Source organism: Arthrobacter sp. TJ-265, assembly GCF_058269135.1.
Genome location: NZ_JBZCND010000001.1, coordinates 1689775 through 1714143 on the forward strand (window position 1 = coordinate 1689775; position 24369 = coordinate 1714143).

Here is a 24369-nt window from a genome sequence, read left to right on the forward strand (position 1 = left end):
CCTGGTGTACCGTGCGCAGAATTACTCTGCTGCAGCGCCCACGATGTTGACGACCTTGCGTCCGCGGCGGGTGCCGAACTCCACGGCACCTGCCTCGAGTGCGAAGAGGGTGTCGTCCCCGCCGCGGCCGACATTGGCGCCCGGGTGGAAGTGGGTGCCGCGCTGGCGGACGATGATCTCGCCGGCCTTGACGACCTGGCCACCGAAGCGCTTCACGCCGAGGTACTGTGCGTTCGAGTCGCGGCCGTTGCGAGTGGAGCTTGCGCCCTTTTTATGTGCCATGGGTTATGCCTGCCTTCGCTGGAATGTTCTACGTGAGGAGATCGGTGGTCCGAAGGGACTACGCGATGCCCGTGATCTTGACGCGGGTCAGTTCCGAACGGTGACCCTGGCGCTTCTTGTAGCCGGTCTTGTTCTTGAACTTCTGGATGACGATCTTCGGTCCACGAAGATTCTCGACGATCTCGGCAGTGACGGAGACCTTTGCGAGGTCCTCCGCTGCGGAGGTGATCTTGGCGCCGTCTACCAGAAGGAGGGCAGGAAGCTTGAACGTGCTTCCAGCCTGACCGGTGACGCGGTCAAGGGTAACGAGGTCTCCTACAGAAACCTTTTCTTGGCGGCCGCCTGCGCGGACAATCGCGTACACCACTTGGGAACTCACTTCTCTCGACAATCTTGACTTCTGATGAAAAAACTAGGGTGCGCCTCGGCAGCAATCCTGAGGTTGCTCTTCGCGCCTGCCCCGCTCCGTGTGTCCAAGACACCAAACCCTGGGGCTGCTGGTGTCGTCAGGATCTGACGGGTCAGAACCCCTGACGGATATCCACGGACATGCCGGTTAACAGGCGGATGCACCGAGGGTCAAGATTACGGCAGTACCGCCTCTTCCCGCAAATCAGCGGCGCCTCCGCGCACGGTGCACGGGCCGTGGTGCCCCCGGGCAGACACGGGAGGGCCGGAGCCCTTGCGGACTCCGGCCCTCCCGGATGGAACGGTCCTGCAGTGCCGGGTGATCCCTACAGCTCGGAGGCCGGCACCCCGACGCCGAAGATCAGCGGCTCGGCGGCGGATGCATCGGGCGTCCGCGCGGGTGCCGCGGCCTTCGCCACGTGCCGGGTCCCGGCCGGTTCGACGGCGGGCTCCACACCCTGCGTCTCGATGGCCGTGTCCGCCGCTCCCTGCGCGCTGCGCGCCACGCGACGGCGCGGACGGGATGCGCGGGCGGGAGTGCCGTCCGACGGCGGTCCGGAGACCACCGCGGGGGCGGTCGTCGGTTCGGTGCGCGGCGTCTCCGCTAGCACCGGCCCGGACGGCTCCTCACTGTCGCCCGCCGCGGCAGGCTTCCGGTTGAAGGCCTCGCTCAGGCTGTCGAGGGTCAGACGCGTGGCCGGAGCCTCGACGGCCTCCTCGACGGCCGGTCGGCGGCCGTCCGCCCGGGGCAGGGTGACCGTCTCGCCGTTGATCGTCAGGACGGCTTCCGTCACCTGGACGTCCGGGGCGGGGACGTCCTGCTCGGACGCCTCCTCGTGGGCGTGATGGGTCGCGGCGGCGATGCTCGCCAGGGCCGCGCGGGCGGCCTCGGCCTTCGCCGCACGGTCGGGGCTCTCGGCGACCGGCACCGGGGGCAGTGCCAGGCCCTCGTCCTGCGGGCCCCCGCGGCCTCGGTTGCGCTTGCGCTCGCTCCGGGACGGCTTGTCCTGGCGGGGCTGCTGCTGGCTCTCGGCGGTCGTGGACCGGCGGTGCTCCACGGGCTCCATGTAGGTGACCACGCCGCGTCCCGCACAGTGCTCGCAGTCCTCTCCGAAGACCTCGAGCAGGCCCGTGCCCATGCGCTTGCGCGTCATCTGGACGAGGCCCAGCGAGGTGACCTCGGCGACCTGGTGCTTGGTCCGGTCCCGGCCGAGGCATTCCACGAGACGCCGGAGGACGAGGTCGCGGTTCGCCTCGAGCACCATGTCGATGAAGTCGATGACGATGATGCCGCCGATGTCACGCAGGCGCAGCTGGCGCACCACTTCCTCGGCGGCCTCGAGGTTGTTCTTGGTGACGGTCTCCTCCAGGTTGCCGCCGCTGCCGGTGAACTTCCCGGTGTTGACGTCCACGACGGTCATGGCCTCGGTGCGGTCGATCACGAGGGACCCGCCGGAGGGCAGGTAGACCTTGCGCTCGAGGGCCTTGGAGATCTGCTCGTCGATGCGGGACGCCGCGAAGATGTCCTCCTCGCTGGTCCACTTCTCCAGCCTGCCCACGAGGTCCGGCGCCACGTACATGACGTAGGCCTCGATGGTGTCCCACGCGTCCTCGCCCGAGACGACGAGCTTGGAGAAGTCCTCGTTGAAGACGTCGCGGACCACCTTGATGGTGAGGTCGGGCTCGCCGTACAGCAGTTCGGGCGCGAGGGTCTTGGTCGAGCCGGCCTTGCGCTCGATCTCCTCCCACTGCGCGCGGAGGCGGTTGATGTCGTGGGTCAGCTCCTCCTCGCTGGCGCCCTCGGCCGCGGTGCGGACGATCACGCCGGCGCTCTCGGGCAGGCGGTCCTTGAGGATGCGCTTGAGCCGGTTGCGTTCGACGTCGGGCAGCTTGCGGGAGATGCCCGTCATCGACCCGCCCGGGACGTACACGAGGTAGCGGCCGGGCAGGGAGATCTGGCTCGTGAGCCGGGCACCCTTGTGTCCCACCGGGTCCTTCGTGACCTGGACGAGGACGGGATCCCCCGACTTCAGGGCGAGCTCGATGCGGCGCGGCTGCCCGTCGAGGCCCGCTGCGTCCCAGTTGACCTCACCGGCGTACAGCACGGCGTTCCGTCCCCGTCCGATGTCGACGAAGGCGGCCTCCATGCTAGGCAGCACGTTCTGGACCTTGCCGACGTACACGTTGCCGATCAGCGAATCCTGCTGCGTCCTGGAGACGAAGTGCTCCGCGAGCATGCCGTCCTCCAGCACGCCGATCTGGATCCTGTCGTCGGACTGGCGGACGATCATCTGGCGGTCGACGGACTCGCGGCGGGCGAGGAATTCAGCCTCGGTGATGACCGTGCGGCGGCGCCCGGTGTCGCGCGATTCGCGGCGGCGCTGCTTCTTCGCCTCGAGGCGCGTCGACCCGCGCACGCTGGTCACGCGGTCGGAGACGGGCTCGCTGGCCTGCCGCGGCGCCCGGACGCGCGTGACGGTGTTGGGCGGATCGTCGTCCTCGCCGCCGGTGAGTTCCAGGTCCTGGTCACCACGGCGGCGACGGCGGCGGCGACGGGACGTCACGCTGGCGCCCTCCTCGGGACCGTTGCCGTCGGGCTGGTCATCAGGGCTGTCGGCGTCCTCGGTGGCGGCCTCGGCCTGGCCGGAGTCGCCCCGGCCGCGGCCCCTGCTGCGGCGGCTGCGGCGCGAGCGGCGGCCGGATTCCTCGGTCTCGTCCTCGCCCGCTTCCTCCTCGCGCGGCGGTGCGACCTTCACGGACGGCACGGAGACCGTAGTGAGGTCCGGCGCGTGGAACAGGAGGGACAGCGGCGACTCCGGGATCGCGAACGGATCGAGGCGGCCGCCGTCCGGGGTCTCCCCGGACTCTGCGTCCTCCGCTGCGTCGACGGTTCCGCGGGCGGTGTCGTCGGCGGTGTCGTCGGCCCTTGCGGCCGCACCGCTCGTGGCGGAGGGCTCTGCTGCTACGGGATCGATCCCCGCCTGCTCGTCCTGCTGCGGGGGCTCGGAGGCACGGCGGCTGCGGGTCCGCGCGGAGGTGCGGCGGGCGCGGGCCGGCTTCTCCTCCACGGCGGTCCCGGCTGCCGCCTCGGCGTCGACGGCAGGCGCGTCGGCGGCGACCGGCGCGGCCTGCCCGATCGAGCTGTCGACAGCGGTGTCGACGGCGCCGGCGGGTCCTGCCTCGGCGCTGGCGGCACGACGGCGGGTGCGGGATGCCCGCGCGGGGGCGGCGGGAGCCTCGGCGGGATCGCCGGCGGCGGGCGACGCCGTCCCGGTCGAGGTGTGCACGGCGTCGGCCGGTTCGATCGCGGCCGGCTCCGCCGTCTTTCCGACGGCAGGGACCGCTACGGGCTCGACGGGGGCCGATGCCACGCCCGCGGGTCCTGCCTCGGCGCTGGCGGCACGACGGCGGGTGCGGGGCGCCCGCGCGGGGGCGGCCGGGGCGTCGTCGGCTGCTGCCGGCGGCGCCTCCCCGGCGTCCGCCGTGATCGCGGGGGACGCCGTCTGGTCGGTCACGACGACCGGCTTGCGGACGCGCGGGGCCCGCTTGCGGACCGGCGCGGCGGTCTCGGCTGGAGTATCGGTGGTGGTCTCGGTGGGGGCGGCGGCCCCTGCAGCGGTGTCCGCGGCGGTCCCGGCGTCGGGCATCACCTGCGTCGCCGAGGGCGGCGCCCCGGCCGGGGCACTCGCCGTGCGGCGTTTCCTCGGCGCCCTCGCCGGTGCGGCCTGGGCCTCGGGTGCCTGCGTGGTCACGGATGCTTCCGCTGCGGTCCGGTCGTTGCCCTGCTGTTCTGACTGATCCATGGGTGCTCGCTCCAAGCCCCTGCGGCACCGGCCACATTCCAGCGCCCTCGAGGGCGGTCTGTCGGCCGACCGCGGGCCTTTCGCCCGGCGGCTGACCGGAAGTCGATGTCATGTCGTCCGAGGTCGCACCGTCATGGGGGTGCTGAATCACTCGGCGACCAGTGGCGCTTTTCCAACTCAGCCGCCGTGGTGGACGGTGGGTCCCGCCGGCGGATTCCGCCTACTTCCGCCGACGGGCGGACTCGGTAGGACGGAAGCATCGCTTGCGGAACGGAAGCCTGTCACTGGACCGGCGGAGGAATGTGGTTCCCTCGCCAGCCTTCGTCATTGTCTCACACCACCCCCCGAAAGGGGCGTCCCGTGCGGCGTGGACGCGCTCGGGACGCCCCCGGGAACTGCTCCCGGACCTGTCAGCTCCGCGGGAACCGATCCGTGGCGGGAGCGTGGTCGCCGGCGAGCGGACGGGCCACGGGAACCTTCGTGCCGAGAACCTGCGCGACGACGTCGTGCGTGATCTTCTGGGCGGTCAGTCCCACCCGCTCGAGGACCTGGCTGCGCGAGCCGTGGTCGAGGAACTCGACCGGGAGACCCACCTCGTTGAGCGCGGTGTCCACGCCCGCTGAACGCATCTCCTGGCGGATCCTGGACCCCACGCCGCCGGCCCGGACGCCGTCCTCGACGACGATCACGATCCGGTGCTCCGCGGCGAGGTCGATCACCGATCGGCGGACCGGCAGGAGCCAGCGGGGGTCGATGACGGTGGAACTGATGCCCTGCGCGCCGAGCCTGTTCGACACGTCGAGCGCCAGTTCGCTCATGGCACCGACACTGACGATCAGGACGTCGTTGGTCCGTGAGCCGGCGGGCCGGCGGGACAGGACGTCGACGCCGTCGTCCAGGCGCTCGACAGCCTCCACCTCTGCGCCCACCGAACCCTTGGAGTACCGCACCACTGTGGGGGCGTCCGAGATGGAGACGGCTTCGCGCAGTTCCTCGCGCAGCCGGGAGGCATCCCGGGGCGCGGCGAGGTGCAGACCGGGGATGGCCTGCAGCAGGGCCATGTCCCACATGCCGTGGTGGCTCGCGCCGTCGGGTCCGGTGACGCCGGACCGGTCGAGGACCACCGTCACCCCCGCCTTGTGCAGCGCGACGTCCATGAGGAGCTGGTCGAAGGCACGGTTGAGGAAGGTGGCGTAGAGGGCGATGACCGGGTGGAGCCCGCCGTAGGCCATGCCCGCCGCACTGGTGACGGCGTGCTGCTCGGCGATGCCGACGTCGAACACGCGGTCGGGGTGCCGGGCCGCGAAGCGGTGCAGTCCCACGGGGATCAGCATGGCCCCGGTGATGCCCACGATGTCGGGGCGCTCGTCGGCGATGTCGGCGATCTCGTTCGCGAAGACCGAGGTCCAGGACTGGGAACCGGCGCCGTCCACGGGTTCGCCGGTCTCGGGGTCGATGATGCCGACGGCGTGGAACTGGTCGGCCTCGTGGGCGCGGGCGGGCGCATACCCGTGGCCCTTCTCCGTGATCGCATGCACGATCACCGGTCCCTCGTAGTTCTTGGCGAGCTGCAGGGCCTGCTCGACGGCGGACTGGTCGTGGCCGTCGACGGGGCCCACGTACTTCATGCCGAGGTCCTCGAAGAGGCCCTGCGGCGCCCACCAGTCCTTGACGCCCTTCTTCATCGCGTGCAGGCTCTTGTAGCTGAACTCCCCGACCGGCCCGCCGTTCTGCATGCGGTTCTTCAACCGGTCCAGCGTGCGTTCGTAGATGCGGTGTGTCCGCACCGAGTCGAGGGTGGGCCGCAGGGACGCGAGGTAGTCGGCGACGCCGCCGATGGTCGGTGCGTAGGAGCGGCCGTTGTCGTTGACCACGATCACCACGCGGCGCCTCTTGTCCGCGGCGATGTTGTTGATCGCCTCCCACGCCATGCCGCCGGTGAGGGCGCCGTCGCCCACGAGGACCACGGTGTAGCGGTCCCCCTCACCGCTGAGGACGCGGGCCCGCGAGATGCCGTCGGCCCAGGAGAGCGAGGACGAGGCGTGCGAGCTCTCCACGATGTCGTGCACCGACTCCGCCCGCGAGGGGTACCCGGACAGTCCGCCCTCCTGCCGGAGTGTGCTGAAGTCCTGGCGTCCGGTCACGAGCTTGTGCACGTAGGACTGGTGGCCGGTGTCGAAGATGATGCTGTCGCGCGGCGAGTCGAAGATGCGGTGGATGCCGAGCGTGAGTTCGACGACCCCCAGGTTGGGGCCCAGGTGGCCGCCGGTGCGCGAGACGTTGCTCACCAGGAAGGTGCGGATCTCCCGCGCGAGTGCCGTCAGTTGCGCGTGGCTGAGCTTGCTGAGGTCCTGTGGGCCGTGGATCGTCTCCAAGAGTCCCATCCGCGCCTCCTTGATTCGTTCGGCGGGGCGGCGTGGCCGCCCCGAGTGGTCCTTAACTCTAACGTTCGGGGTCCGGGGAGGGTGCCATTGACAGGCGTCCGCGCAGCGGTGGGCGCTCCGGCTCGGTCGGGGCACGCTCCGGTTCAGGCGGGCGGCAGGAGGCGCGCGAACGACTCCATGTGGTGCGTGTGCGGGTACAGATCGAAGACCCGCAGGGCGTCGAGCGACCATCCGGCGGCGAGGAAGTAGCCGAGGTCGCGGGCGAAGGACGCCGGGTCGCAGGACACATAGCCGACCGCCCTCGGGCGGGCCTGGACGATCTGCCGGACGACCTTCTTGCCGGCCCCGGCGCGCGGCGGGTCGAGCAGGACGCCGTCGAGCGGTTCGTTCCAGCGCCCGAGCACGGCGTCCACCCGTCCCTGCACGATCGAGACGTGGTCCTGGCCGTGGAGGTTGCGTTTCGCGTCGCGGCTCGTGCCCGGTGATCCCTCGACGGACAGCACGCTGCCGTCCGGTCCGACGGCGCGGGCGAGCGGCACGGTGAAGAGACCGGCGCCGGCGTAGAGGTCGGCGAGGCGTTCGCCCGCCGCCGGCTGGAGTCCGTCGAGGACGGCGGAGACCAGGGCCTCGGGCGCTCCACGGTGGATCTGCCAGAAGCCCGCGCCCGTGACGCGGTAGTCGAGGCCGAGCACGCTCTCCTGGAGCCACGTGCGGCCCGTCAGCCGCTGCACCTGCCCCGACTCGGGCTCGAGGACGCCCACGGAGGCGCCGTCGATGGAGGAGGCGACGGCCGCGACGCGACGCGGCGAGGTCGCCGCGGCCGGCACGAGCAGCACGAGCGGCTCGCCCCCGCCGGACGGTACGGCGACGTCGACCCGCTCGATGCCGGTCAGGTCCAGCGTCCACAGGCGGAGATCGTTGACGGCTGCGACCGCGAGGGGCATCTCGCGGACCGGGACGACCTCGTGCGAACGGTGCAGGTGCATGGCGAGCCGCCCGGCGCGATCGACGGCGAACGCGGCGCGGGTGCGCCAGCCGAGACCGTCGGCCGACTCCCCCGGTGCCGATTCCACGGTCACCGGGTGGTCGACCCTCGCCAGGCGGGACAGCTGCTCCTCGAAGACGGCACCCTTGAGCCGGCGCTGCTCGTCGAGGGCGATGTGCCCGAACTCCGCGCCACCGACCGCCGCGCGCCCCCGGGCCGCGGCCCTCAGGGCGTCCGCGACGGGCCAGGGATGGGTGACCCGGGCGGGTGAGGCCTCGAGCACCTCGACGACGTCCGCGCGCCAGAAGCTCGCGGCGTCGTCCGTCTCCGTGAAGCGGACCCTGACGCGCTCACCCGGCAGGGCGTGCCGGACGAAGACGACGCGACCCTCGTGCCGGGCCACGAAGTGGCCCCCATGCGCGGCCTTCCCTACGGTCAGTTCGGCGGTCGGTTCTGCGGTCGGTTCACCGGTCGCTTCGGCGCCCTCGTCGGCAGCCGGGTCGGGCCGACCTCCGGGCGTCGCGGGATCGGAGGCTGGGGCGGCGTCGCTCATGGGTTTCTTCCTACTTCATGTCCTGATAGATCTGGGCCGCGTCGGAGGACGCGAGCTGCCACGGCACGCTGGCGACCATCACCCCGGGCACGAAGTGCAGCCGCGCCTTGATGCGCAGGGCGGTCTGGTTGTGCACCAGCTGCTCCCACCACTTTCCCACCACGTACTCGGGGATGTAGACCACGATCAGGTCGCGGGGCGAGTCCCTGCGGATCGAACGGATGTACTCGAGGATCGGGGAGATGGTGTCCCGGTAGGGCGAGGCGAGCACGGTGATCGGCACCGGGATCTCGTACTTGTCCCAGTCCGCGAGGGTACGGCGTGTCTGGTCGGCGTCGACGTCGACCGTGATGGCGTCGAGCCGTGAGGGCCGGGAGGCACGGGCGAAGGCCAGGGCCCGCAGCACCGGCTTCCGCACGTGGGAGACGAGGATCACGGCGTGGACCCGCGAGGGCAGGGCGCGCAGACGGACGGCGTCGTCGATCGCGAGTTCCGCCGCCACGGCGTCGTAGTGCTTCTTGATGGCACGCATGAGGACGAACAGGACCGCCATGGCGAGCACCGCGATCCAGGCCCCGTATTCGAACTTGGTGACGAGGACCACCACGAGGACCGCCGCCGTGAGGCCGAAGCCGAGCGTGTTGATGGCTCGGGACTTGTGGATGGTCCACCGGTTCTGCTTGCCCACGGTGCTGCGGAGCACCCTGTTCCAGTGCCGGATGAGCCCCAGCTGGCCGGCGGTGAAGGAGACGAACACGCCGACGATGTACAGCTGCACCAGGGCGGTGACGTCCGCCCGGAACACGAGAATGAGGACGACGGCGCCGAGTCCGAGCGCGATGATGCCGTTGCTGAAGGTGAGGCGGTCCCCCCTGGTCCGCAGCTGCCGCGGGAGGTAGCCGTCCGTGGCGAGGATGGACGCCAGGACGGGGAAGGCATTGAAGGCCGCGTGGCCCGCGAGCATCAGCATGAGCGCCGTCGCGGCGACGACCAGGTAGAAGGCCGGCGAGCCGGCGTCGAAGACGGTGCGGGCGAGCTGGCTGACCACGGGCGCCTGGATGTAGCCCTCCGGGATTGGTCCGCCGTCGAGCAGCAGCTGTGCTGCGGGGTTCTGCACCACGTGCACGCGCGCGGCGTTGGCGAGGTAGATGACGCCCGCGAGCATCGCGGAGGACACCAGGCCGAGGACCAGGAGCGTCGTCGCCGCATTGCGTGAGCGCGGCTTCTCGAAGCGCGGCACGTTGGAGCCCGGGCCTTCGAGCCCGGTCAGGGCGGCAGCTCCCGCGGAGAACGCCCGGAGGATCAGGAGGCCGCCCGCGAGACCCACCAGGCCGGCGTCGAACGCGGCATCCGGGACGATCTCGAAGCGCGCGCTCGGGGCCTCCGCCAGGGTCCCGGTGAGCGCCTGTACGGCGCCCGTGACACACAGGGCGAGGATTCCGGTCAGGAAGCCGTACGTGACGACGGCGCGCGCGCGGACGCCCCGCGTGATGCCGCGCAGGTTCAGCAGCACGAGCACCGCGACGCCGGCGACGGCGAGGCTCACGCGCACGTCCTCCAGCGCCGGGGCGAGCGAGACGACGTACTGCGCAGCCGCCGAGACGGACACGGCGACGGTGAGCAGGTAGTCGATCATCAGCGCCGAGGCCACCGTGGTGCCCGCCCGGGGTCCGAGGTTCCGTTTCGCGATCTCGTAGTCGCCGCCACCGGAGGGATAGGCGTGGACCGCTTGCCGGTAGGAGGCGACGACGACGAGCAGGACGGCGATGACGGCGAGGCCCACCCACGGCGAGATGGCGACGGAGGCCACCCCCGCGAGGGCGAGTGTCAGGAGGATCTCGTCCGGCGCGTAGGCGACCGACGACAGCGCGCTGGCCGAGAACACGGGCAGGGCAAGGCGCTTCGGCAGGCTCCTGTTCCTCAGCCTGTCGCTGGCGAAGGGCTTGCCCACCAGCACCCGCTTGACGGCCTCGAGAAATGTCAGCACAGCCCAAACACTAGCGCGTCCGGGCGTCCGGCCAGCCACTAGGCTTGGTGCTGGTACGGCAGGGAACGACAGGATCTACACCAAGAATCAGGGGTGCCCTCGGTGGCTCATTTTGTGATCATGGGTTGTGGCAGGGTGGGCGTCAGCCTCGCCCACACACTCGACGAATCGGGCCACTCGGTAGCGATCATCGACCAGGACGACCGCGCGTTCCGCCGCCTCCGCTCGTCCTTCGGCGGCCGCAAGGTCACGGGTGTCGGCTTCGACCGGGAGACCCTGAAGTACGCCGAGATCCAGGACGCCTACGCCTTCGCGGCCGTGTCCAGCGGCGACAACTCGAACATCCTCGCCACCCGGGTGGCGCGCGAGACGTTCCACGTCCCGCACGTGGTGGCGCGCATCTACGACCCGGGACGTGCGGAGATCTACCAGCGCCTCGGCATCCCCACGGTCGCCGCCGTGCGCTGGAGCGCCGATCAGGTGCTCCGCCGGATCTTGCCCGAGCAGACCATCAACGGCGACTTCCGCGAGACCTCCGGCCGCCTGATCCTCGCCGAACTCGCGCTGAGCGACGCATGGCTGGGGCGGTCGCTGAGGAGCATCGAGGCCGCGAGCGGCGTGCGGATCGCGTACCTCACGCGGTTCGGCGAGGGCATCCTGCCCACCGGTGAGACGAGTTACCAGCAGGGCGACATCCTGCACGCCATGATGAAGACCACCGCGACGGGCGAGATCGGGCGCATCCTCGCCGCCGCACCGAAGGAGGAGAACCAATGAGGGTCGTCATCGCGGGGGCAGGGAGCGTCGGCTCGTCGATCGCACGGGAGCTGCTCGGCAACAAGCACGAGATCCTGCTCATCGACGAGAAGCCCGAGGCGATCGGCCGGAGCGGGCTCAAGGGTGCGAAGTGGCTGATCGGGGACGCGTGCGAGCTCACGACGCTCAAGGATGCGCGGCTCGATGAGGCCGACGTGGTGGTGTCCGCGACCGGTGACGACAAGGTCAACCTCGTGGTGTCGCTGCTCGCCAAGAGCGAGTTCGGGGTGGGGCGCACGGTCGGGCGGGTGAACAACCCGAAGAACGATTGGATGTTCGACGACTCCTGGGGAGTGGACGTGGCCGTCAACACGCCCCGGCTCATGACGGCCCTCGTGGAGGAGGCCGTGGAGATCGGCGACCTGGTGCGCCTGCTGACGCTGCAGACCGGGGTGTCCTCGATCGTGGAGTTCACCGTCCCTCAGGATTCCCCCCTCATCGGCGAGACGATCGGCTCCCTCGACCTCCCGCAGGACTGCGCCGCCGTCGCCATCCTGCGCGACGACTCCCCCATCACGCCCAGCCCGGACGACCTGGTGGAGGGTGGCGACGAACTGTTCTTCCTCGCGGCCATCGCGGCGGAGGACGAACTCCGGGTGGCACTGTCCGCCCGGAACGACGACGACTAGCTGTCCCGGCCGGAGCGTCGATCGAGTGGCTCACCCGTCCCGACCATGCACCGGCCTGGCGTTCGCCGGGGGTTCTCCGACCTCGTGGAGGGTATGGCCGCCGCAGGCCGTCCTGGTCACGTCGGCCCGCTCGATGCGCGACACGGTGAACCATCGCATCGCGTTGCGCAGTCGGCACCACCCGACGAGGTACCACTGGCCGTTTGTGGAGGCGAACAGCACGGGTTCGACGTCGCGGGTGGTCGTGGTCCCGTCTCCCGATGTGTAGCGGAGACGGATGACCCGCTGCTCGGCCATCCCCTCCTCCAGTGCCGACCTGATGGTGCGCGGGGAGGAGGGCATGGCGTCGACCCAGACGCGGCCGGCCAGCTCGTCGGCTCGTGCTCGGGTCCTGGGATCGAGGACGTCCAGGATCTTCCGGATCCCGGCTGCCGCCAGATCGGCGTAGGGGGCATCGGGTGCGGCGGACACGGCCGCCATGAGCGCCACGGCCTGCGCCGGGGACAGGCTGACAGGCGGCAGGGAGGCGCCTGCGGCCAATCCGTAGCCACCGCCCGGACCCGGGCGCGACCATACGGGCGCGCCGCTGTTCCCGAGCGCAGCGAGGTCTCTCTTGACCGTGCGCACGGACACGCCGAACTCTCCCGCCAGCCGCTCGGCGGAGCAACCCCGTGATCCGTTACGGCGCAGCATCTCGGACAGGGCATGGAGTCGTTCTGCTCGCTTCACCGTCCGGTCCGCACCAAATTCATGACAGAAATGGTGACATACACCTGCCCGTAGCGCCCACGAGGATGTCGACATGACAACTACCACGAGCAGTCCGACCATTCTTCTCATCCCGGGTCACTGGCTGGGTGCCTGGGCGTGGGATGACGTCCTCGAACACCTGGGGACCGACCACTCCCGTGCAGTCGCGATGACGCTGCCCGGTCTCGATGGGGACGATCCCGAGCGTGCGGTGAGGAGTCTCGACGATCAAGCCGCAGCGGTCCTGGACGTCCTTGCCGGCCTCGGGGTCTCCGAGGATCAGCCGGCGACCATCGTCGCTCACAGTGGGGCGAATGCCCCCGTCAGTCTCGTCCTCGACCGGCACCCCGAGCTCGTCCACCGGGTGGTGTGGGTCGATTCCGGCCCTGTGGCGACGGGAAGCGTCTCCGCCCCGGACCTCCCTGAGGGGTTGGAGGAGCTTCCGCTGCCGCCCCTCGACGTCCTCGCACAGCAGGCGAGCCTCGAGGGCCTGAGCGCGGAGGTCCTCGAGCATTTCCGGGCCCGGGCCGTCCCCGAGCCCGGCCCCGTGCTTCGTCAGCCCGTCGAGCTCACGAACGATGCCCGCCGCAAGGTCCGGACCACCCTGGTGTGCTGCTCGATCCCGAGTGCGCGGGTGCTGGAGCTGGCTCGTACAGGCCATGTCATGTTCGCCGAAGTCGCGACCATCGAGCACCTCGACGTCATCGACCTCCCGACGGGGCACTGGCCCATGTGGAGCCGTCCCCGCGAGCTCGCCGAGGCGATCCGGTCGGAGGCCTCCCGAACCGGCTGAACTGCACGTACGACCTGTGAGGGCCGGCCGCATCCGGTGAGTACGGCTACCCGACGGCGGACGGTCCGGCGTCGGCGGCCGGGCGGGGGCGCGAGACCAGCCACGCGAGCCAGAGGCCGAGCGCGTACAGCGGCAGGCCCATGGCGACGCGCATCGATCCCAGCGCGGCGATGTTCCCGGCCAGGTAGAGCGGCACCTGGACGGCCAGGCGCAGCGCCAGCACCGCCACGATGATCCAGGTGGCGATTGCGTAGGCGCGGACGCGTGCGGGGTCCTTCCGCCATTCGATGCCCTCGTTGCGGATGAAGCCGAAGAGCAGCCCGGCGAAGGGCCACCGGAACAGCACGGAGGCGGTCATCGCGATGATGTAGCCGCCGTTGATGAAGAAGCCCGGGAGGAAGAAATCCTCCGCGTTGCCGGTGCGCTGTGCCACGACGGCGCAGAACGCCACACCGATGAGTCCCGCGAGGGCCTGCGTCAGCGGGGTCCTCGAGACGAGCCGGAGGACGGCGAAGACGGCGGAGACCGCCAGCGCCGCGACGAGCGAGACCGTGAGGTCCCTCGTCAGGGTGAAGAGGACGGTGAAGACCAGCCCGGGGGCGATGCTCTCGGCGAGTCCCTGGATCCCTCCGATCGAGGAGAGGACGTCGATCTGGCCGGAATCGGAGCGCTTCACCCCGGACTTCGCGGCGTACTGCAGGGCGAGGTCCGCCGCCGTCGGCCCGGCCTGCGGGCCTCCCGGCCGGTCCTCGACCGGGCCGGCTTCGCCGTCCGGCAGGATCTCCTGGTCCGCGGGCCGCCGGGGGGCGTCGGGGTCCTCGATGGGGTGGCTCATGTCGGGGTTCCTCATCCGTTCTCGTCCGGGCGGCCGATGATCTCGTAGCGGGGGTTGTACACGGTGGGCGTGCCGTCCACCGTGGTGAGCATCCCCTCGAACCGCAGGGCGACTCCTGCCTCGACGCCCGGTACGCGCCGCTGACCCATCCAGATGATCCGGACGGCCACCCGCGCGCCGTTCCGGTCGATCCTGACGAGGACGCTGAAGGAGGGAGCGGCCATGACGGGCGCGATGGTGAGGCTGGTCACCACACCGTGGGCCTTGATCCTGCCACGCTGCGGCAACGCGGCGGGGGGTGCGGGAGTACGCCCCGCCAGGTCGGCGGGGCGTGACCCTGACGGCAGCGCCGGCATGACGGTCAGCGGATCTCGGTGATCTCGGGACCGCGCTCGAGCGGATTCAGATCGGGACGCGCAGGAGCGGGGGGAGCGGCCGGAGCCCCTGCCGAGGCGTCCTTGGGCAGCCTGAGCTGCAGCAGTTCGCGCGGCGGGAGGGGGTGGTCGCCGCGGACCACGACGACGCCGCGGAAGAGCTGCTCCATGGGTGCAGCGGCGGTCGGCTCGAGGGCTGCGGGTCCTCCGAAGACTCCCCGCAGGAACCAGCGCGGGCCGTTGATGCCCACGAATCGTGCAACCCGGTAGCCGGCCTGGCCGTCGGGTGTCTGCGCGGGGAGCTTGGCGAAGAGTTCGGTGCCGAGCCTGCCCGGCCGTTCCTCGACCGTGCCGCCCTGGGATCCCACCGACGCGCCGATCTGCTCGCGGATCTCGTCCCACAGGCCTTCCGTCTTCGGCGCCGCGAAGGCCTGCAGCTGGAGGGTGGATCCGCCGAGGTCCAGGGTCACGGCGATGACGCGCTTGCTGCGCTCCTCGACCTCGAGGCGCAGCTGCAGCCCCTCGGCCGCGTTGATCCGCAGGGCGCCGAGGTCGATGTAGCCGTGCGCGGTGTCCTGCTCGGAGAGGTCGAAGGGCCCGAGGGTGGTGCGGTCGTAGTCCGCACTGGACACGAGCGCGGCGGCCTGCGGGATCCCGGGTGCGGACGCTGCGTCGTCAGCGGGCACCACCGCCTCAGCGGAAGGGGCGGTCCCGGCCGTCGCGGCCGTCTCCTCCGGCGCAGCCGGCGCGGCCGGCGCAGCCGTGCCGTCGTGGTCCTGGTGCTCCGACGCGTCGGCGGCGTCGTCCTGCTTCTTCTTCCTGGGGCGCCCAAAAGCCATGTCCGGGTTCCTTTCCTGGTGACGTGGTCGAGGTGGTGACATCTTCGGTGGTCGCTGCTGCGACGCGGGGTGGGGCGTCAGCCGCCGGCGGGCGTCGCGACGCCGGCCGGCGGGGCGGGAGTCCCGAAGCCTCCGGTCGAGCCGAAGCCCCCGGCGCCCCGGGCGCTGTCGGGCAACTGGTCGACGACGGCGAACACGGCATGCTCCACACGCTGGATGACCAGCTGGGCGATCCTGTCGCCGCGCGAGAGGCGGACGGCGTCCTGCCGGTCGGTGTTGAGGAGGCAGACCTTGATCTCTCCGCGGTAGCCGGCATCGACGGTTCCCGGGGCGTTCACGATCGTCAGCCCGTGCCGGGCTGCGAGCCCCGACCTCGGGTGCACCAGGCCCACGTAGCCCGGCGGGAGCGCCATCGCGACCCCCGTGGGGACGAGCGCCCGGTCGCCCGGCGCGAGGACGAGGTCGACGGCGGAGCGCAGGTCCGCGCCCGCATCGCCGTCGGTGGCGTACGCGGGGGGCTCGAGGCCGTCGTCGAGCATCAAGATCTGGACCGGGAGGTCCTGCTGTGTACCCATGAACTGCATCTCCAACGCGAGCTATCCGGTGACCAGCACCCCACTTTAGCCCCTTTGCCCGAGCCCCACCTGACAGTGGCGGGACCCTCCGTGGGCCGCACCTGTCAGGTGGGGTGGGGATGAGACGGGGGCCAAAGGGTGGAATGCTGGTGTCATGTCCAGCGCGCCCGGGGAAGCACCCCAGAACACACCCGACCAGACCGTCCTCTACGACGAGCGCCTGTGGCCCTCACCCTGGATCTGGCTGATCGCGGCAGGGTTCTCCGCGGCAACGATCATCATGTTCGCGCCCATCTCGATGGTCGTCGGCTACGCGGTCGCCGTCGTCGTCGCGATCATCATCTTCACCCTGCTCATCCTGTCCACGCCGCGGATCACGGTCACCCCGACCACGCTGTCGGTGGGCCGGGCGACCATCGAGCGGCAGTACCTCGGGACGGTGGACTGGTACGGCGGCGAGGACGCGACCTACCAGCGCGGCCCGGGCCTGCACGGCCTCGCCTACCTGTGCATCAGGGGCTGGATCTCGCCGGTCGTGAGGATCGAGGTCACGGATCCCGAGGACCGCACTCCCTACTGGCTCGCGTCCTCCCGAACGCCCGAGCGCCTCGTCGCCGCCCTCGACGGCTGAGGCTCAGCCCTCACAGTCCACGCAGTACAACTGCCCGCCCCGGTCCAGGGCGATCTGCGAGCGGTGCCGGACGAGGAAGCAGGAGGCGCACGTGAACTCGTCGGCCTGGGCCGCGAGGATCTGCACGGAGATCTCCTCGCTGGAGAGGTCGGCGCCGGGCAGGTCGAAGGAATCGGCGGCCTCGAGTTCGTCGTCGTCGATCACCGCCGTCTGCAGCGTCGCGCCGGTGCCGAGCGCCTCGAGTCGGTCGCTGCGGGTGTCGCCGTCGTCGTCCACCGTCGTTCTCGGCGCGTCGTAGTCTGTCGCCATATCCGCCTTCTCACGCTCCATACCGTCCGGATTCTGTCCGGCCATCCGCGGGTCGTCTGCCCACGGCTGCCATAACGCTACTGCCTCCCCATTTGTGCCCGCCGCCGCGCTGCGGCCCGCCACGCCTGATCACGTAGTAGGAATGGCCGCCATTCAGTGGCACAGTTTCATCTAGGAATCATTGTCGGCTGGAGGAATTGATGCAGGAGTTACGCCTGGTGGGTGTCCATGAGGACGGCGGACATCTGCTGTTGAGCGGCGAGGAGGGCACGTCCTACCGGCTGCCCATCGACGACGCGCTGCGCCGTGCGACCACCCCGGCCGACGCTCCGGCCCCGGCGCGGGATGCGTCGCCGAAGGAGACCCGGACGAAGCCGCCGAAAGCCCCGGTCCACCTGACCCCCCGAGACATCCAGGCCCGTATCCGGATGGGTGCGACGGCGGAGCAGGTCGCCGCCGAATCGGACCTCGACCTCGCCCACGTGCAGCGCTACGAAGGTCCTGTACGCGCCGAGCGCGACTACCTCGCCTACCTCGCGCAGCGCGTGGAGGTCGCCTCGCCGCTTCCGAGCCATGACGGCTACCGGTCCGCCTTCGGCGACGACCCCGCCCTCCTCGGCGACATGGTCGCCTACCGGGTCCAGAGCTACGGGGTGGACCCGGCGTCGCTCGAATGGGACTCGTGGCGGCGACAGGACGGGACCTGGCACGTGGAGGCGTCGTTCGAGCTGCCCGAGGGCTCGACCGTCGACCTGGGTGAGCAACCGCCCGCGCAGTGGACCTACAACCCCACCCGCAAGACGGTCGTCAACGGCAACCGGTGGGCGCAGGTGCTCAGCGAGCTCGAACCCCTCGACGGTCCGCTCCCCGCCCGGCGACTCAGCGCCGTGGCGGATCGCGTGTTCGACTTCGAGGCCGAGAAGGCCGACGAGGCACCCGAACCCACCCCCGCCGCCCAGGACGGCCTGCTGGACGTCCTCCGCTCGCGCCGCGGCCAGCGCCTCGGCGCGGACGAGGACGGCGACGACGCCCTCGCGGAGCTCCTCACCCGGGGCGGCATCCCGGCCGCCCATCCGAGGGTCGACGACGGGACCGAGGACACCGGGACCAGCGGCACCGGGACGGACGAGGCCGGCGCCCACCAGGACGGGTCGACGGAACGGGACCCGGCAGCCCCCGGGCTCGCGCTCGCGCCGCGCTTCGGGGACGACGACGTGCTCGCCGGAGAAGCCGGGTCCGAGGAGGGGACGGCCCAGCACGAGGACGGGACACCGCGGCTCTACGACGGAGTCAGCACGGACACCCGCGAGATCAGCATCTTCGCGCAGCCCTCACGCCGGGATCAGCCGCCGGCCGGAACCGGTCCCGACGGCAGCGGCCGGACTGCCCGCCCAGCGGGCCGGGACGTGCCCAGGGGTGCGGGCAAGGGCACCGGCAGGGACGCTGCCGCGGACTCGAGCAAGGACACCGGCAAGGACACCGGCAAGGACACCGGCAAGGACGGCGCGGAGGTCGCGGCCGAGCGCCGGGTCAAGCCCAAGCGCTCGAGCGTGCCGAGCTGGGACGACATCGTGTTCGGGCGCAAGAACGACTGACCCTCCCCCGCCGGCCCGGCCGAGTGTCCCGGTCAGGCGCGCCGACGGCGGGTGATCGCGACGCCGACGACCACCCCGGCCAGTGCCCAGAAGGCGCCGGCCCCGACTCCGGCCAGAGGGATCCAGAACGGGACCCGGAGCGTGTCGGCGTCGTGGTATTGCCTGTGCTCTGCATGATCGTCGGTGTGTGGCATGGTCAGATTCTGCCAGATTCATGCTCCCGCGCCTCGAAGGGCAGCGGAACCTCGTTGGAGTAGAGCGACGGCGAGGTCCTGGAGGTCTGGCGGCGCATGTGGTGCCGTCGGCACAGCGTCTCGTACCCGACCACGGGCTCGCGGTCCCGTCCGCCGGACAGCGGATGGTCCTCGGGACGCCGCAGGAGCGCCGGGGCGTCGTCCTCGATCGGCTGGTCCACGTCGCCGACCACCATCTGGTCCCCCTCGACGACCATGACGCCGTCCACCGTCCGGGCGTTGTGGGTGGCCCTCTTGCCGCACCAGCACAGCGCCTCGACCTGCAGCACCTGCACGCGGTCCGCGAGTTCGATCAGGCGCTGCGACCCGGGGAAGAGCCGCGTGCGGAAGTCCGAGGTGATCCCGAAGGCGAAGACGTCGATGTCCATCTCGTCCACGACCCGCGCCAACTGGTCGATCTGGTCGATGGTGTAGAACTGGGCCTCGTCGCAGATCACGTAGTCGATCCGCGCGCCCATGGTCTGCCGCAGGGTGAGCTCGGTCCAGAAGTCGGTGTCCGGGAAGACCTCGACGGCCGGCACCTGGAGCCCGAGGCGGCTGGAGATCATGGACTCCCCCGCCCGGTCGTGGGAGGTGAAGAGCACCCCCCGGCGGCCGCGGGCCTTGTGGTTGTGGTCCATCTGCAGCGCGAGGGTCGACTTCCCGCAGTCCATGGTGCCCGAGAAAAACAGGAGCTCAGCCACGGCGGACCCCCTTGCCGCGGCTCCCCCGGGGGCGGCCGGGACCGGCGGGCGTCGCCAGGGTGATGAGGGGGATGTCGCGCTCGGCCCGCGTGAGGGAGCCGTGCTGCCCCACCAGATCGAATGCGGTCGGCTGAACGCGCCGCCCGTCGATGAGGGCGATCCCCTCCCGTGCCAGCACGAGCAGGTCGCCGATGCGCGGCAGCACGTCCTCACGCACGGGCCCGAAGTAGCCTCCGGCGACGGCCTCGTCCCGCGTCAGGACCCAGGCCCGGGACCCGAAGGCTTCGTGCCAGCGCAGTGCCAGGGCGTCCCGCTCCCCGGCGGGGAGGTCCGGGGCGAGGTAGAGGTGGAGCATCCGCGGCTCGCCGCCCGTGTGGGCGACGCCCTCGAGGAGGTCCGGTTGCTCGGAGTAGTCGATCCGCTGCGGTGCCGCGATGTCCACCATGCCGTGGTCCGCCGTCAGGAGCAGGAGGGTGTCCGACGGCACGCGGCGGGCCAGGAGCTTCAGGGCGGCGTCGAGATCCTCGAGCGCCCGCAGCCAGTGCTGGGAGTCGACGCCCCACCGGTGACCGGCCTTGTCGAGGTCGTTGACGTAGAAGTACATCAGCATGGTCGGCGCCGCTGCCAGCCGGACGGCGGCGGCGTCGATCTGCGCGTGGATGGTGCTCGCCCCGGCGAAGGCGCCGCCGCGCAGTGCCGCGCGCGTCATGGGCGAGTCCTCGAAGCGGGGGTGGCTCACGGTGACGACGGGGACGTGCGCGGACACCCTCTCGAAGACCGTCGGGTGCGGCTGCCAGGCGAGCGGATCGACGGCGTCGTCCCACCGGCCGAGCATGTTGACCACGGTGTCCTGCGCGGGATCGAGGACGTCGTAGCCCACCAGGCCGTGCTGGCCCGGGGCGAGGCCGGTACCCAGGCTGGCCAGCGATGCCGCCGTCGTCGAGGGGAAGGCGGAGGAGAGGATCCGCGCCGACGCGAGGCTCTCCCGCAGGAACGGGGCATGCGCCGCGTATCTGCGCAGCAGCGCCATGCCGAGCCCGTCCACCATGACGACGGCGATACGCCGCGCGTCGGGCAGGCCGAGGGAGTTGGTGAAGCCGTCCACGCCGAGCGCGGCGGCCGAGCTGGTCATCACCTCGGCCACCGTGGACGCGCCGTAGGCAGGCGGGGCGGGAAGGGGCTCCCTGTGGAGGAAAGGCATCAAGCGCTACCGCTGGTGGTGCGGCCTGTTGAACCGCGCGCCGAAGCCGGGCTGCCGGCGCGGCGTCACGTCCGGGGCGGCGACGTACCCGCCCGAGACGGGGCTCGCCGTGTTGACCTTGCGCAGCGCCCGGGCGAACCCCTTGGCGTTCTGCACCGCCTGCGCACCGTCCGCCTCGGCACTGACGCGCAGGACGATGTCCTCCTGCGCCATCGTCCCCGTGAGGCCGTGGTCGGCGTCGCACTGCGGGTCCCCGCAGCTGGCGGGGCCGATGTCCAGGCGCTGCCCGCCGGACCAGGCGATGGCGAGGGTCATCTCGCGGACCTGGTCGGTGGGCTTGTAGTCCTGCGGCTGCGCGTAGAGGTAGCTGAGGACCACGGAGCGGATCTGGCTGACGGGGACGGACTCCGTGGAGATCTGCGCCATGACCTGCTCGCCGGCGTCGTCGAGCTGCTGGTCGTCCACGTGCGTGATGACCAGCATGTCCTCGGTGAGGACCAGGACCGTGATGTGGCGGTGCACCTCGGTGCGTTCGAAGTGCGTCTCGAGGTGCGCGACGTGCGAGAGCGGCTCCCGGCCGTCGAGGGCGTCATGGACGACGTCGGCCACGAGCCGGGGATAAAAGCCTGCCCGCTCGAGCGATGCATCGAGGTCGCGCCACTGTACGGAAAGCGATGGGGTCATATCCCCAGTTTCCCCCACCGGCCCGCCTCCTGCCTAACCAACCCGCGCACGCGGCACGGGCGCCGTCAGTCGCGCATCGCACGCCGTGCGCTGTCGGTGCGGCGCTGCGGATTGCCGACGTCGATCGCGGCACTGAGCACCGAGAGGCCGGACGCGGCGACGAGCACGGGATTGAACTCGAGCCGGGCGATCTCCGGGTGGTTGTCCTTCAGCAGTGCCACGCGCGCCACGAGGTCCTCGATGGCCGCGACATCGGCGGGAGGCAGGCCCTGGTAGCCGAAGAGCTTGCGGGAGGCCCGCGGGGCGCGCACGAGGTCCGCGATGTCGCCGGTACTGAGGGGCGGGACGGCGTGGGCCCAGTCGTCGAGGAGGTTGACGGCGTCGCCCGCCAGACCGAAGGAGATCACCGGGCCCATGAGCGGATCCTCGATGGCGCGGAGGCTGCACGCCTGACCGGAGGGAGCCATGGACTGCACCTCCATGCCGAAGCTGCCGAACGGGGCGAGCACCTTCTCCATCAGGGTGATGTTCCTGCGCAGCGACTCGGCGTCGTCGATGTTCAGCCGGACGCCGCCGAGGTCGAGGCGGTGGCGCAGGTTCTCGTCCATGGTCTTCAGCGCCACCGGCCAGCCGAGGCGTCCGGCAGCCTCGACCGCTTCGTCGGCGGAGGAGAAGCGGGCGGACGGCTGGAGGTGCATGCCGTAGCAGCCCATCAGCGCGGCGCTCTCCCCGGCGGTGAGCCTCGTGAGTTCGACGTCGGCCACCCTGGCCCGCACGCCCGCCAGGACCCGCGTCGCGGCGTCGACGTCGACGCCGTCGGGATCCACGAACTCCCCGTGGTCGCGGGAGCGCCAGTGCGCGTACCGGACCACGGCGCCGAGCGCGGCCAGGGCCGCTCCCGGACTGGGGAAGCAGGGCAGTCCGCGCTGCAGGGGCAGCGCGCGCCCGGTGTCGGTGGTGGCCTGCCCGGCGGGGGCCGCCGCGGCGGGCGCCCGGACGGGACCGGGGTCGGGAGGCGCCGCGGATGCATCGGCTGCGGCGGGGGGTGCGGGCGCGTCGCCGGACGACGGCGCGGCCACCAGCCCGTCGAGCTGGACCCCGGCATCGAGGATGCCCGTGAAGGACGCGATGACGGGCTTGCCCGCGGCCTCGGCGCACCGCTGCAGGCACGCGGCCACGGCCTCGGCGGTGAGCCCGCGGGCGGGCAGCGTGGTGACAATCGCCGTGTGCACGGCGTCGTCGCGCAGTGCATCCGCCACGGCCGCGGTGAGGGCGGGCAGGGCGACCGACTGCCCCGTGTCGAGCAGCAGCCCGGTCTCCAGCCGCGCGACCGTCATGCCCTGCGACACGACGCCGTCGGCCACCACCTTGCCGAGGGCGGACGAGTTGCTGAACACCGCCACGCCCGGGCCCTGCGGCAGGGGCTGGCTCGCGACGATCTGCGCGATGTCCATGAGCTGCTCCGTCGTCTCGACGCGCATCACCCCGGACTGCCGGAGCATGGAGTCGAGGGCGCCGGGGGGCGCCTGGCTGGTGCGGACGGCGTGGCCCGGGGGGAGCTGCAGGCCCGTGACGTCGCTCTTCGCGACGATCACGGGTTTGGTCCGGGCCAGGCGGCGGGCGATCCGCGAGAACTTCCTCGGGTTGCCGATCGATTCGAAGTACAGGCCGACGGCGCGGGTGGTCGGGTCGTCCTCCCAGAACTGCATGGCGTCGTTGCCCGAGACGTCGGCGCGGTTCCCGGCGGAGATCACCGAGGAGACGCCGAGCCCGCGCCGGTACGCGCTGGCGTAGAGGAGCACGCCGAGGCCTGCGGACTGGCTGAAGAGGGACAGCGCCCCGCGCATCGGCAGCCCGGGCGCCATCGAGGCATTGAGCCGGATCCCGGGATCCGTGTTCACGAGGCCCAGCGACGCCGGCCCGACCACGCGCATGCCCTGCGCCCTGGCCTTGTGCACGAGGGCGCGCTGCCGCGCCAGGCCGTCGCCGTCGTCCTCCCCGTAGCCGGCGGTGGCGACGAGCAGGCCCTTGACCCCGGCACGCCCGCACTCGTCGACGACGGCCTCCACCTGGTCCTGCGGTACGGCGACGACCGCGAGGTCCACGGGTTCCGGGACCTCGGCGAGCGAGGCGTGGGAGACCATGCCGTGCAGCTCGAAGGCCTCGGGGTTGACGGCGTACACGCGCCCGGTGAAACCGCCGTCCACCAGGTGGTCGAGCAGCGCGTAACCCACGGTCCCCCACTCGCGGCTGGCACCGATCACGGCCACGGACGACGGCGTCAGGAGTTCCGCCATGCTCCTCGCCTCCGCCCGGTGCTCACGGGCCTCCATCACCGCCTGGGACTTCCGGGTGGGGTCGATGTCGAAGCTGAGCATCACGACGCCGTCGTCGAAGTGCCGCTCCACCTCGTAGCCGGCCTCGGCGAAGACCGTGATCATCTTCCGGTTCTCGGGCAGGACCTCCGCGGAGAACCGCCCGATGCCGTTCTCACGGGCGGCGGCGGCGAGGTGCTCGAGCAGGATGGAGCCGACGCCGCGCCCCTGGTGGTGGTCGGAGACGTTGAACGCCACCTCGGCCTCGAGCGGGTCGTCGAGCCGGTCGTACCGGCCGATCCCGATGATGTCCCCGCCCCGCGTGATGACGAACGCGACGCGGTCCCGGTGGTCCACCTCGGTGAAGCGCCGGAGCTCCTTGGCGCTGAGCCTGGCCTTGTAGGTGAAGAACCGCAGGTAGATGGAATTCTGGGACTGGCGGACGTGGAACGCCTGGACGGCGTCGGCATCGGAGGGTGAGATGGGCCTCAGATGGGCCGTCCCGCCGTCGCGCAGGACGACATCAGCTTCCCAGTATTCGGGGTATTGTCCGTCTGCCACCATAGACTCAGGGTAGTCGGCATCCCCCGGGCCGGGCCGGGACCGCGGTCGGAACCGTCCCCGGGTCGCGGATGCCGCTCGACCACCCCGAACCGTACCCCTGAGTTGTTGAGGAACCGCCAC

Annotated in this window: 22 protein-coding genes; 5 read left to right on the top strand and 17 right to left on the bottom strand. The window is 71.3% G+C overall.

Annotated features, from left to right (window positions below; all coding sequences use genetic code 11):
• Positions 1-21 precede the first annotated feature (21 nt).
• From rpmA to AC4D2E_RS08080, 6 genes are all read right to left on the bottom strand, one after another.
• Positions 22-282, bottom strand: a complete 261-nt coding sequence (rpmA, locus tag AC4D2E_RS08055; RefSeq protein WP_028280075.1) for a 50S ribosomal protein L27 — start codon at positions 280-282, stop codon at positions 22-24.
• 58 nt (positions 283-340) lie between these two features.
• Positions 341-649 (bottom strand): 50S ribosomal protein L21, encoded by a 309-nt coding sequence (rplU, locus tag AC4D2E_RS08060; protein ID WP_043444935.1) that lies wholly within the window; start codon positions 647-649, stop codon positions 341-343.
• A 367-nt stretch (positions 650-1016) separates the two neighbouring features.
• Entirely contained in the window at positions 1017-4493 is a 3477-nt protein-coding gene (locus AC4D2E_RS08065) for an Rne/Rng family ribonuclease (RefSeq protein WP_490952229.1), read from the bottom strand.
• Positions 4494-4903: 410 nt separating this feature from the next.
• The gene (gene dxs, locus AC4D2E_RS08070; RefSeq protein ID WP_490952230.1) at positions 4904-6877 is read right to left on the bottom strand and encodes a 1-deoxy-D-xylulose-5-phosphate synthase; all 1974 of its coding nucleotides are present in this window, start codon (positions 6875-6877) and stop codon (positions 4904-4906) included.
• Positions 6878-7020: 143 nt separating this feature from the next.
• Positions 7021-8415 carry a class I SAM-dependent RNA methyltransferase gene (locus AC4D2E_RS08075; protein ID WP_490952231.1) on the bottom strand — a complete coding sequence of 465 codons (1395 nt, stop codon included), beginning with the start codon at positions 8413-8415 and terminating at the stop codon, positions 7021-7023.
• Positions 8416-8425: 10 nt separating this feature from the next.
• Positions 8426-10402 carry an APC family permease gene (locus AC4D2E_RS08080; protein ID WP_490952232.1) on the bottom strand — a complete coding sequence of 659 codons (1977 nt, stop codon included), beginning with the start codon at positions 10400-10402 and terminating at the stop codon, positions 8426-8428.
• A gap of 102 nt (positions 10403-10504) precedes the next feature.
• On the opposite strand from AC4D2E_RS08080, the gene AC4D2E_RS08085 reads away from it, so the two are divergent.
• Together AC4D2E_RS08085 and AC4D2E_RS08090 are read left to right on the top strand one after the other, a co-directional pair.
• On the top strand, positions 10505-11179 hold the full coding sequence (locus tag AC4D2E_RS08085) for a potassium channel family protein (protein WP_104164359.1): 675 nt from the start codon (positions 10505-10507) through the stop codon (positions 11177-11179).
• A complete protein-coding gene (locus AC4D2E_RS08090) occupies positions 11176-11847 on the top strand; it encodes a potassium channel family protein (RefSeq protein ID WP_104164357.1) in 672 nt (223 codons plus the stop codon). Before AC4D2E_RS08085 ends, AC4D2E_RS08090 begins: the two co-directional genes overlap by 4 nt.
• Positions 11848-11877: 30 nt before the next feature.
• Here the strand turns inward: AC4D2E_RS08090 and AC4D2E_RS08095 are convergent, their stop codons facing one another.
• On the bottom strand, positions 11878-12576 hold the full coding sequence (locus AC4D2E_RS08095) for a helix-turn-helix transcriptional regulator (RefSeq protein WP_490952233.1): 699 nt from the start codon (positions 12574-12576) through the stop codon (positions 11878-11880).
• 73 nt (positions 12577-12649) lie between these two features.
• Here AC4D2E_RS08095 and AC4D2E_RS08100 point away from each other — a divergent pair, with 73 nt between their 5' ends.
• The gene (locus AC4D2E_RS08100) at positions 12650-13390 is read left to right on the top strand and encodes an alpha/beta fold hydrolase (RefSeq protein ID WP_490952234.1); all 741 of its coding nucleotides are present in this window, start codon (positions 12650-12652) and stop codon (positions 13388-13390) included.
• Positions 13391-13436: 46 nt separating this feature from the next.
• On the opposite strand, the gene AC4D2E_RS08105 is transcribed toward AC4D2E_RS08100, so the two are convergent.
• The 4 genes from AC4D2E_RS08105 to dut form a co-directional block, all read right to left on the bottom strand.
• Complete coding sequence (locus AC4D2E_RS08105; protein ID WP_490952235.1) at positions 13437-14225, bottom strand: DUF3159 domain-containing protein; 789 nt, start codon at positions 14223-14225, stop codon at positions 13437-13439.
• An 11-nt stretch (positions 14226-14236) separates the two neighbouring features.
• Positions 14237-14476, bottom strand: coding sequence for a hypothetical protein (locus AC4D2E_RS08110; RefSeq protein ID WP_490952236.1), 240 nt, complete (start codon positions 14474-14476; stop codon positions 14237-14239).
• Between the two features lie 110 nt (positions 14477-14586).
• Positions 14587-15438 carry a DUF3710 domain-containing protein gene (locus AC4D2E_RS08115; RefSeq protein ID WP_490952237.1) on the bottom strand — a complete coding sequence of 284 codons (852 nt, stop codon included), beginning with the start codon at positions 15436-15438 and terminating at the stop codon, positions 14587-14589.
• Positions 15439-15515: 77 nt separating this feature from the next.
• The gene (dut, locus tag AC4D2E_RS08120; RefSeq protein ID WP_490952341.1) at positions 15516-16022 is read right to left on the bottom strand and encodes a dUTP diphosphatase; all 507 of its coding nucleotides are present in this window, start codon (positions 16020-16022) and stop codon (positions 15516-15518) included.
• A gap of 145 nt (positions 16023-16167) precedes the next feature.
• Here dut and AC4D2E_RS08125 point away from each other — a divergent pair, with 145 nt between their 5' ends.
• Positions 16168-16644 carry a DUF3093 domain-containing protein gene (locus tag AC4D2E_RS08125; RefSeq protein WP_490909091.1) on the top strand — a complete coding sequence of 159 codons (477 nt, stop codon included), beginning with the start codon at positions 16168-16170 and terminating at the stop codon, positions 16642-16644.
• A 3-nt stretch (positions 16645-16647) separates the two neighbouring features.
• On the opposite strand, the gene AC4D2E_RS08130 is transcribed toward AC4D2E_RS08125, so the two are convergent.
• The gene (locus AC4D2E_RS08130; protein ID WP_104166571.1) at positions 16648-16953 is read right to left on the bottom strand and encodes a DUF4193 domain-containing protein; all 306 of its coding nucleotides are present in this window, start codon (positions 16951-16953) and stop codon (positions 16648-16650) included.
• 200 nt (positions 16954-17153) lie between these two features.
• Between AC4D2E_RS08130 and sepH the strand changes: the two genes are divergently transcribed.
• The gene (sepH, locus tag AC4D2E_RS08135; protein WP_490952238.1) at positions 17154-18548 is read left to right on the top strand and encodes a septation protein SepH; all 1395 of its coding nucleotides are present in this window, start codon (positions 17154-17156) and stop codon (positions 18546-18548) included.
• Positions 18549-18580: 32 nt separating this feature from the next.
• On the opposite strand, the gene AC4D2E_RS08140 is transcribed toward sepH, so the two are convergent.
• The 5 genes from AC4D2E_RS08140 to AC4D2E_RS08160 all read right to left on the bottom strand — a co-directional run bounded on the left by AC4D2E_RS08140 (position 18581) and on the right by AC4D2E_RS08160 (position 24249).
• Positions 18581-18742 (bottom strand): hypothetical protein, encoded by a 162-nt coding sequence (locus AC4D2E_RS08140; RefSeq protein WP_146067329.1) that lies wholly within the window; start codon positions 18740-18742, stop codon positions 18581-18583.
• A 2-nt stretch (positions 18743-18744) separates the two neighbouring features.
• Entirely contained in the window at positions 18745-19485 is a 741-nt protein-coding gene (locus tag AC4D2E_RS08145) for a thymidine kinase (protein WP_490952239.1), read from the bottom strand.
• Positions 19478-20686 (bottom strand): alkaline phosphatase family protein, encoded by a 1209-nt coding sequence (locus tag AC4D2E_RS08150; RefSeq protein WP_490952240.1) that lies wholly within the window; start codon positions 20684-20686, stop codon positions 19478-19480. The genes AC4D2E_RS08145 and AC4D2E_RS08150 overlap by 8 nt, the downstream gene beginning before the upstream one ends.
• A gap of 6 nt (positions 20687-20692) precedes the next feature.
• Positions 20693-21370, bottom strand: coding sequence for a DUF5998 family protein (locus AC4D2E_RS08155; protein WP_104164340.1), 678 nt, complete (start codon positions 21368-21370; stop codon positions 20693-20695).
• A 65-nt stretch (positions 21371-21435) separates the two neighbouring features.
• On the bottom strand, positions 21436-24249 hold the full coding sequence (locus tag AC4D2E_RS08160; RefSeq protein WP_490952241.1) for a bifunctional acetate--CoA ligase family protein/GNAT family N-acetyltransferase: 2814 nt from the start codon (positions 24247-24249) through the stop codon (positions 21436-21438).
• Positions 24250-24369: the final 120 nt, after the last annotated feature.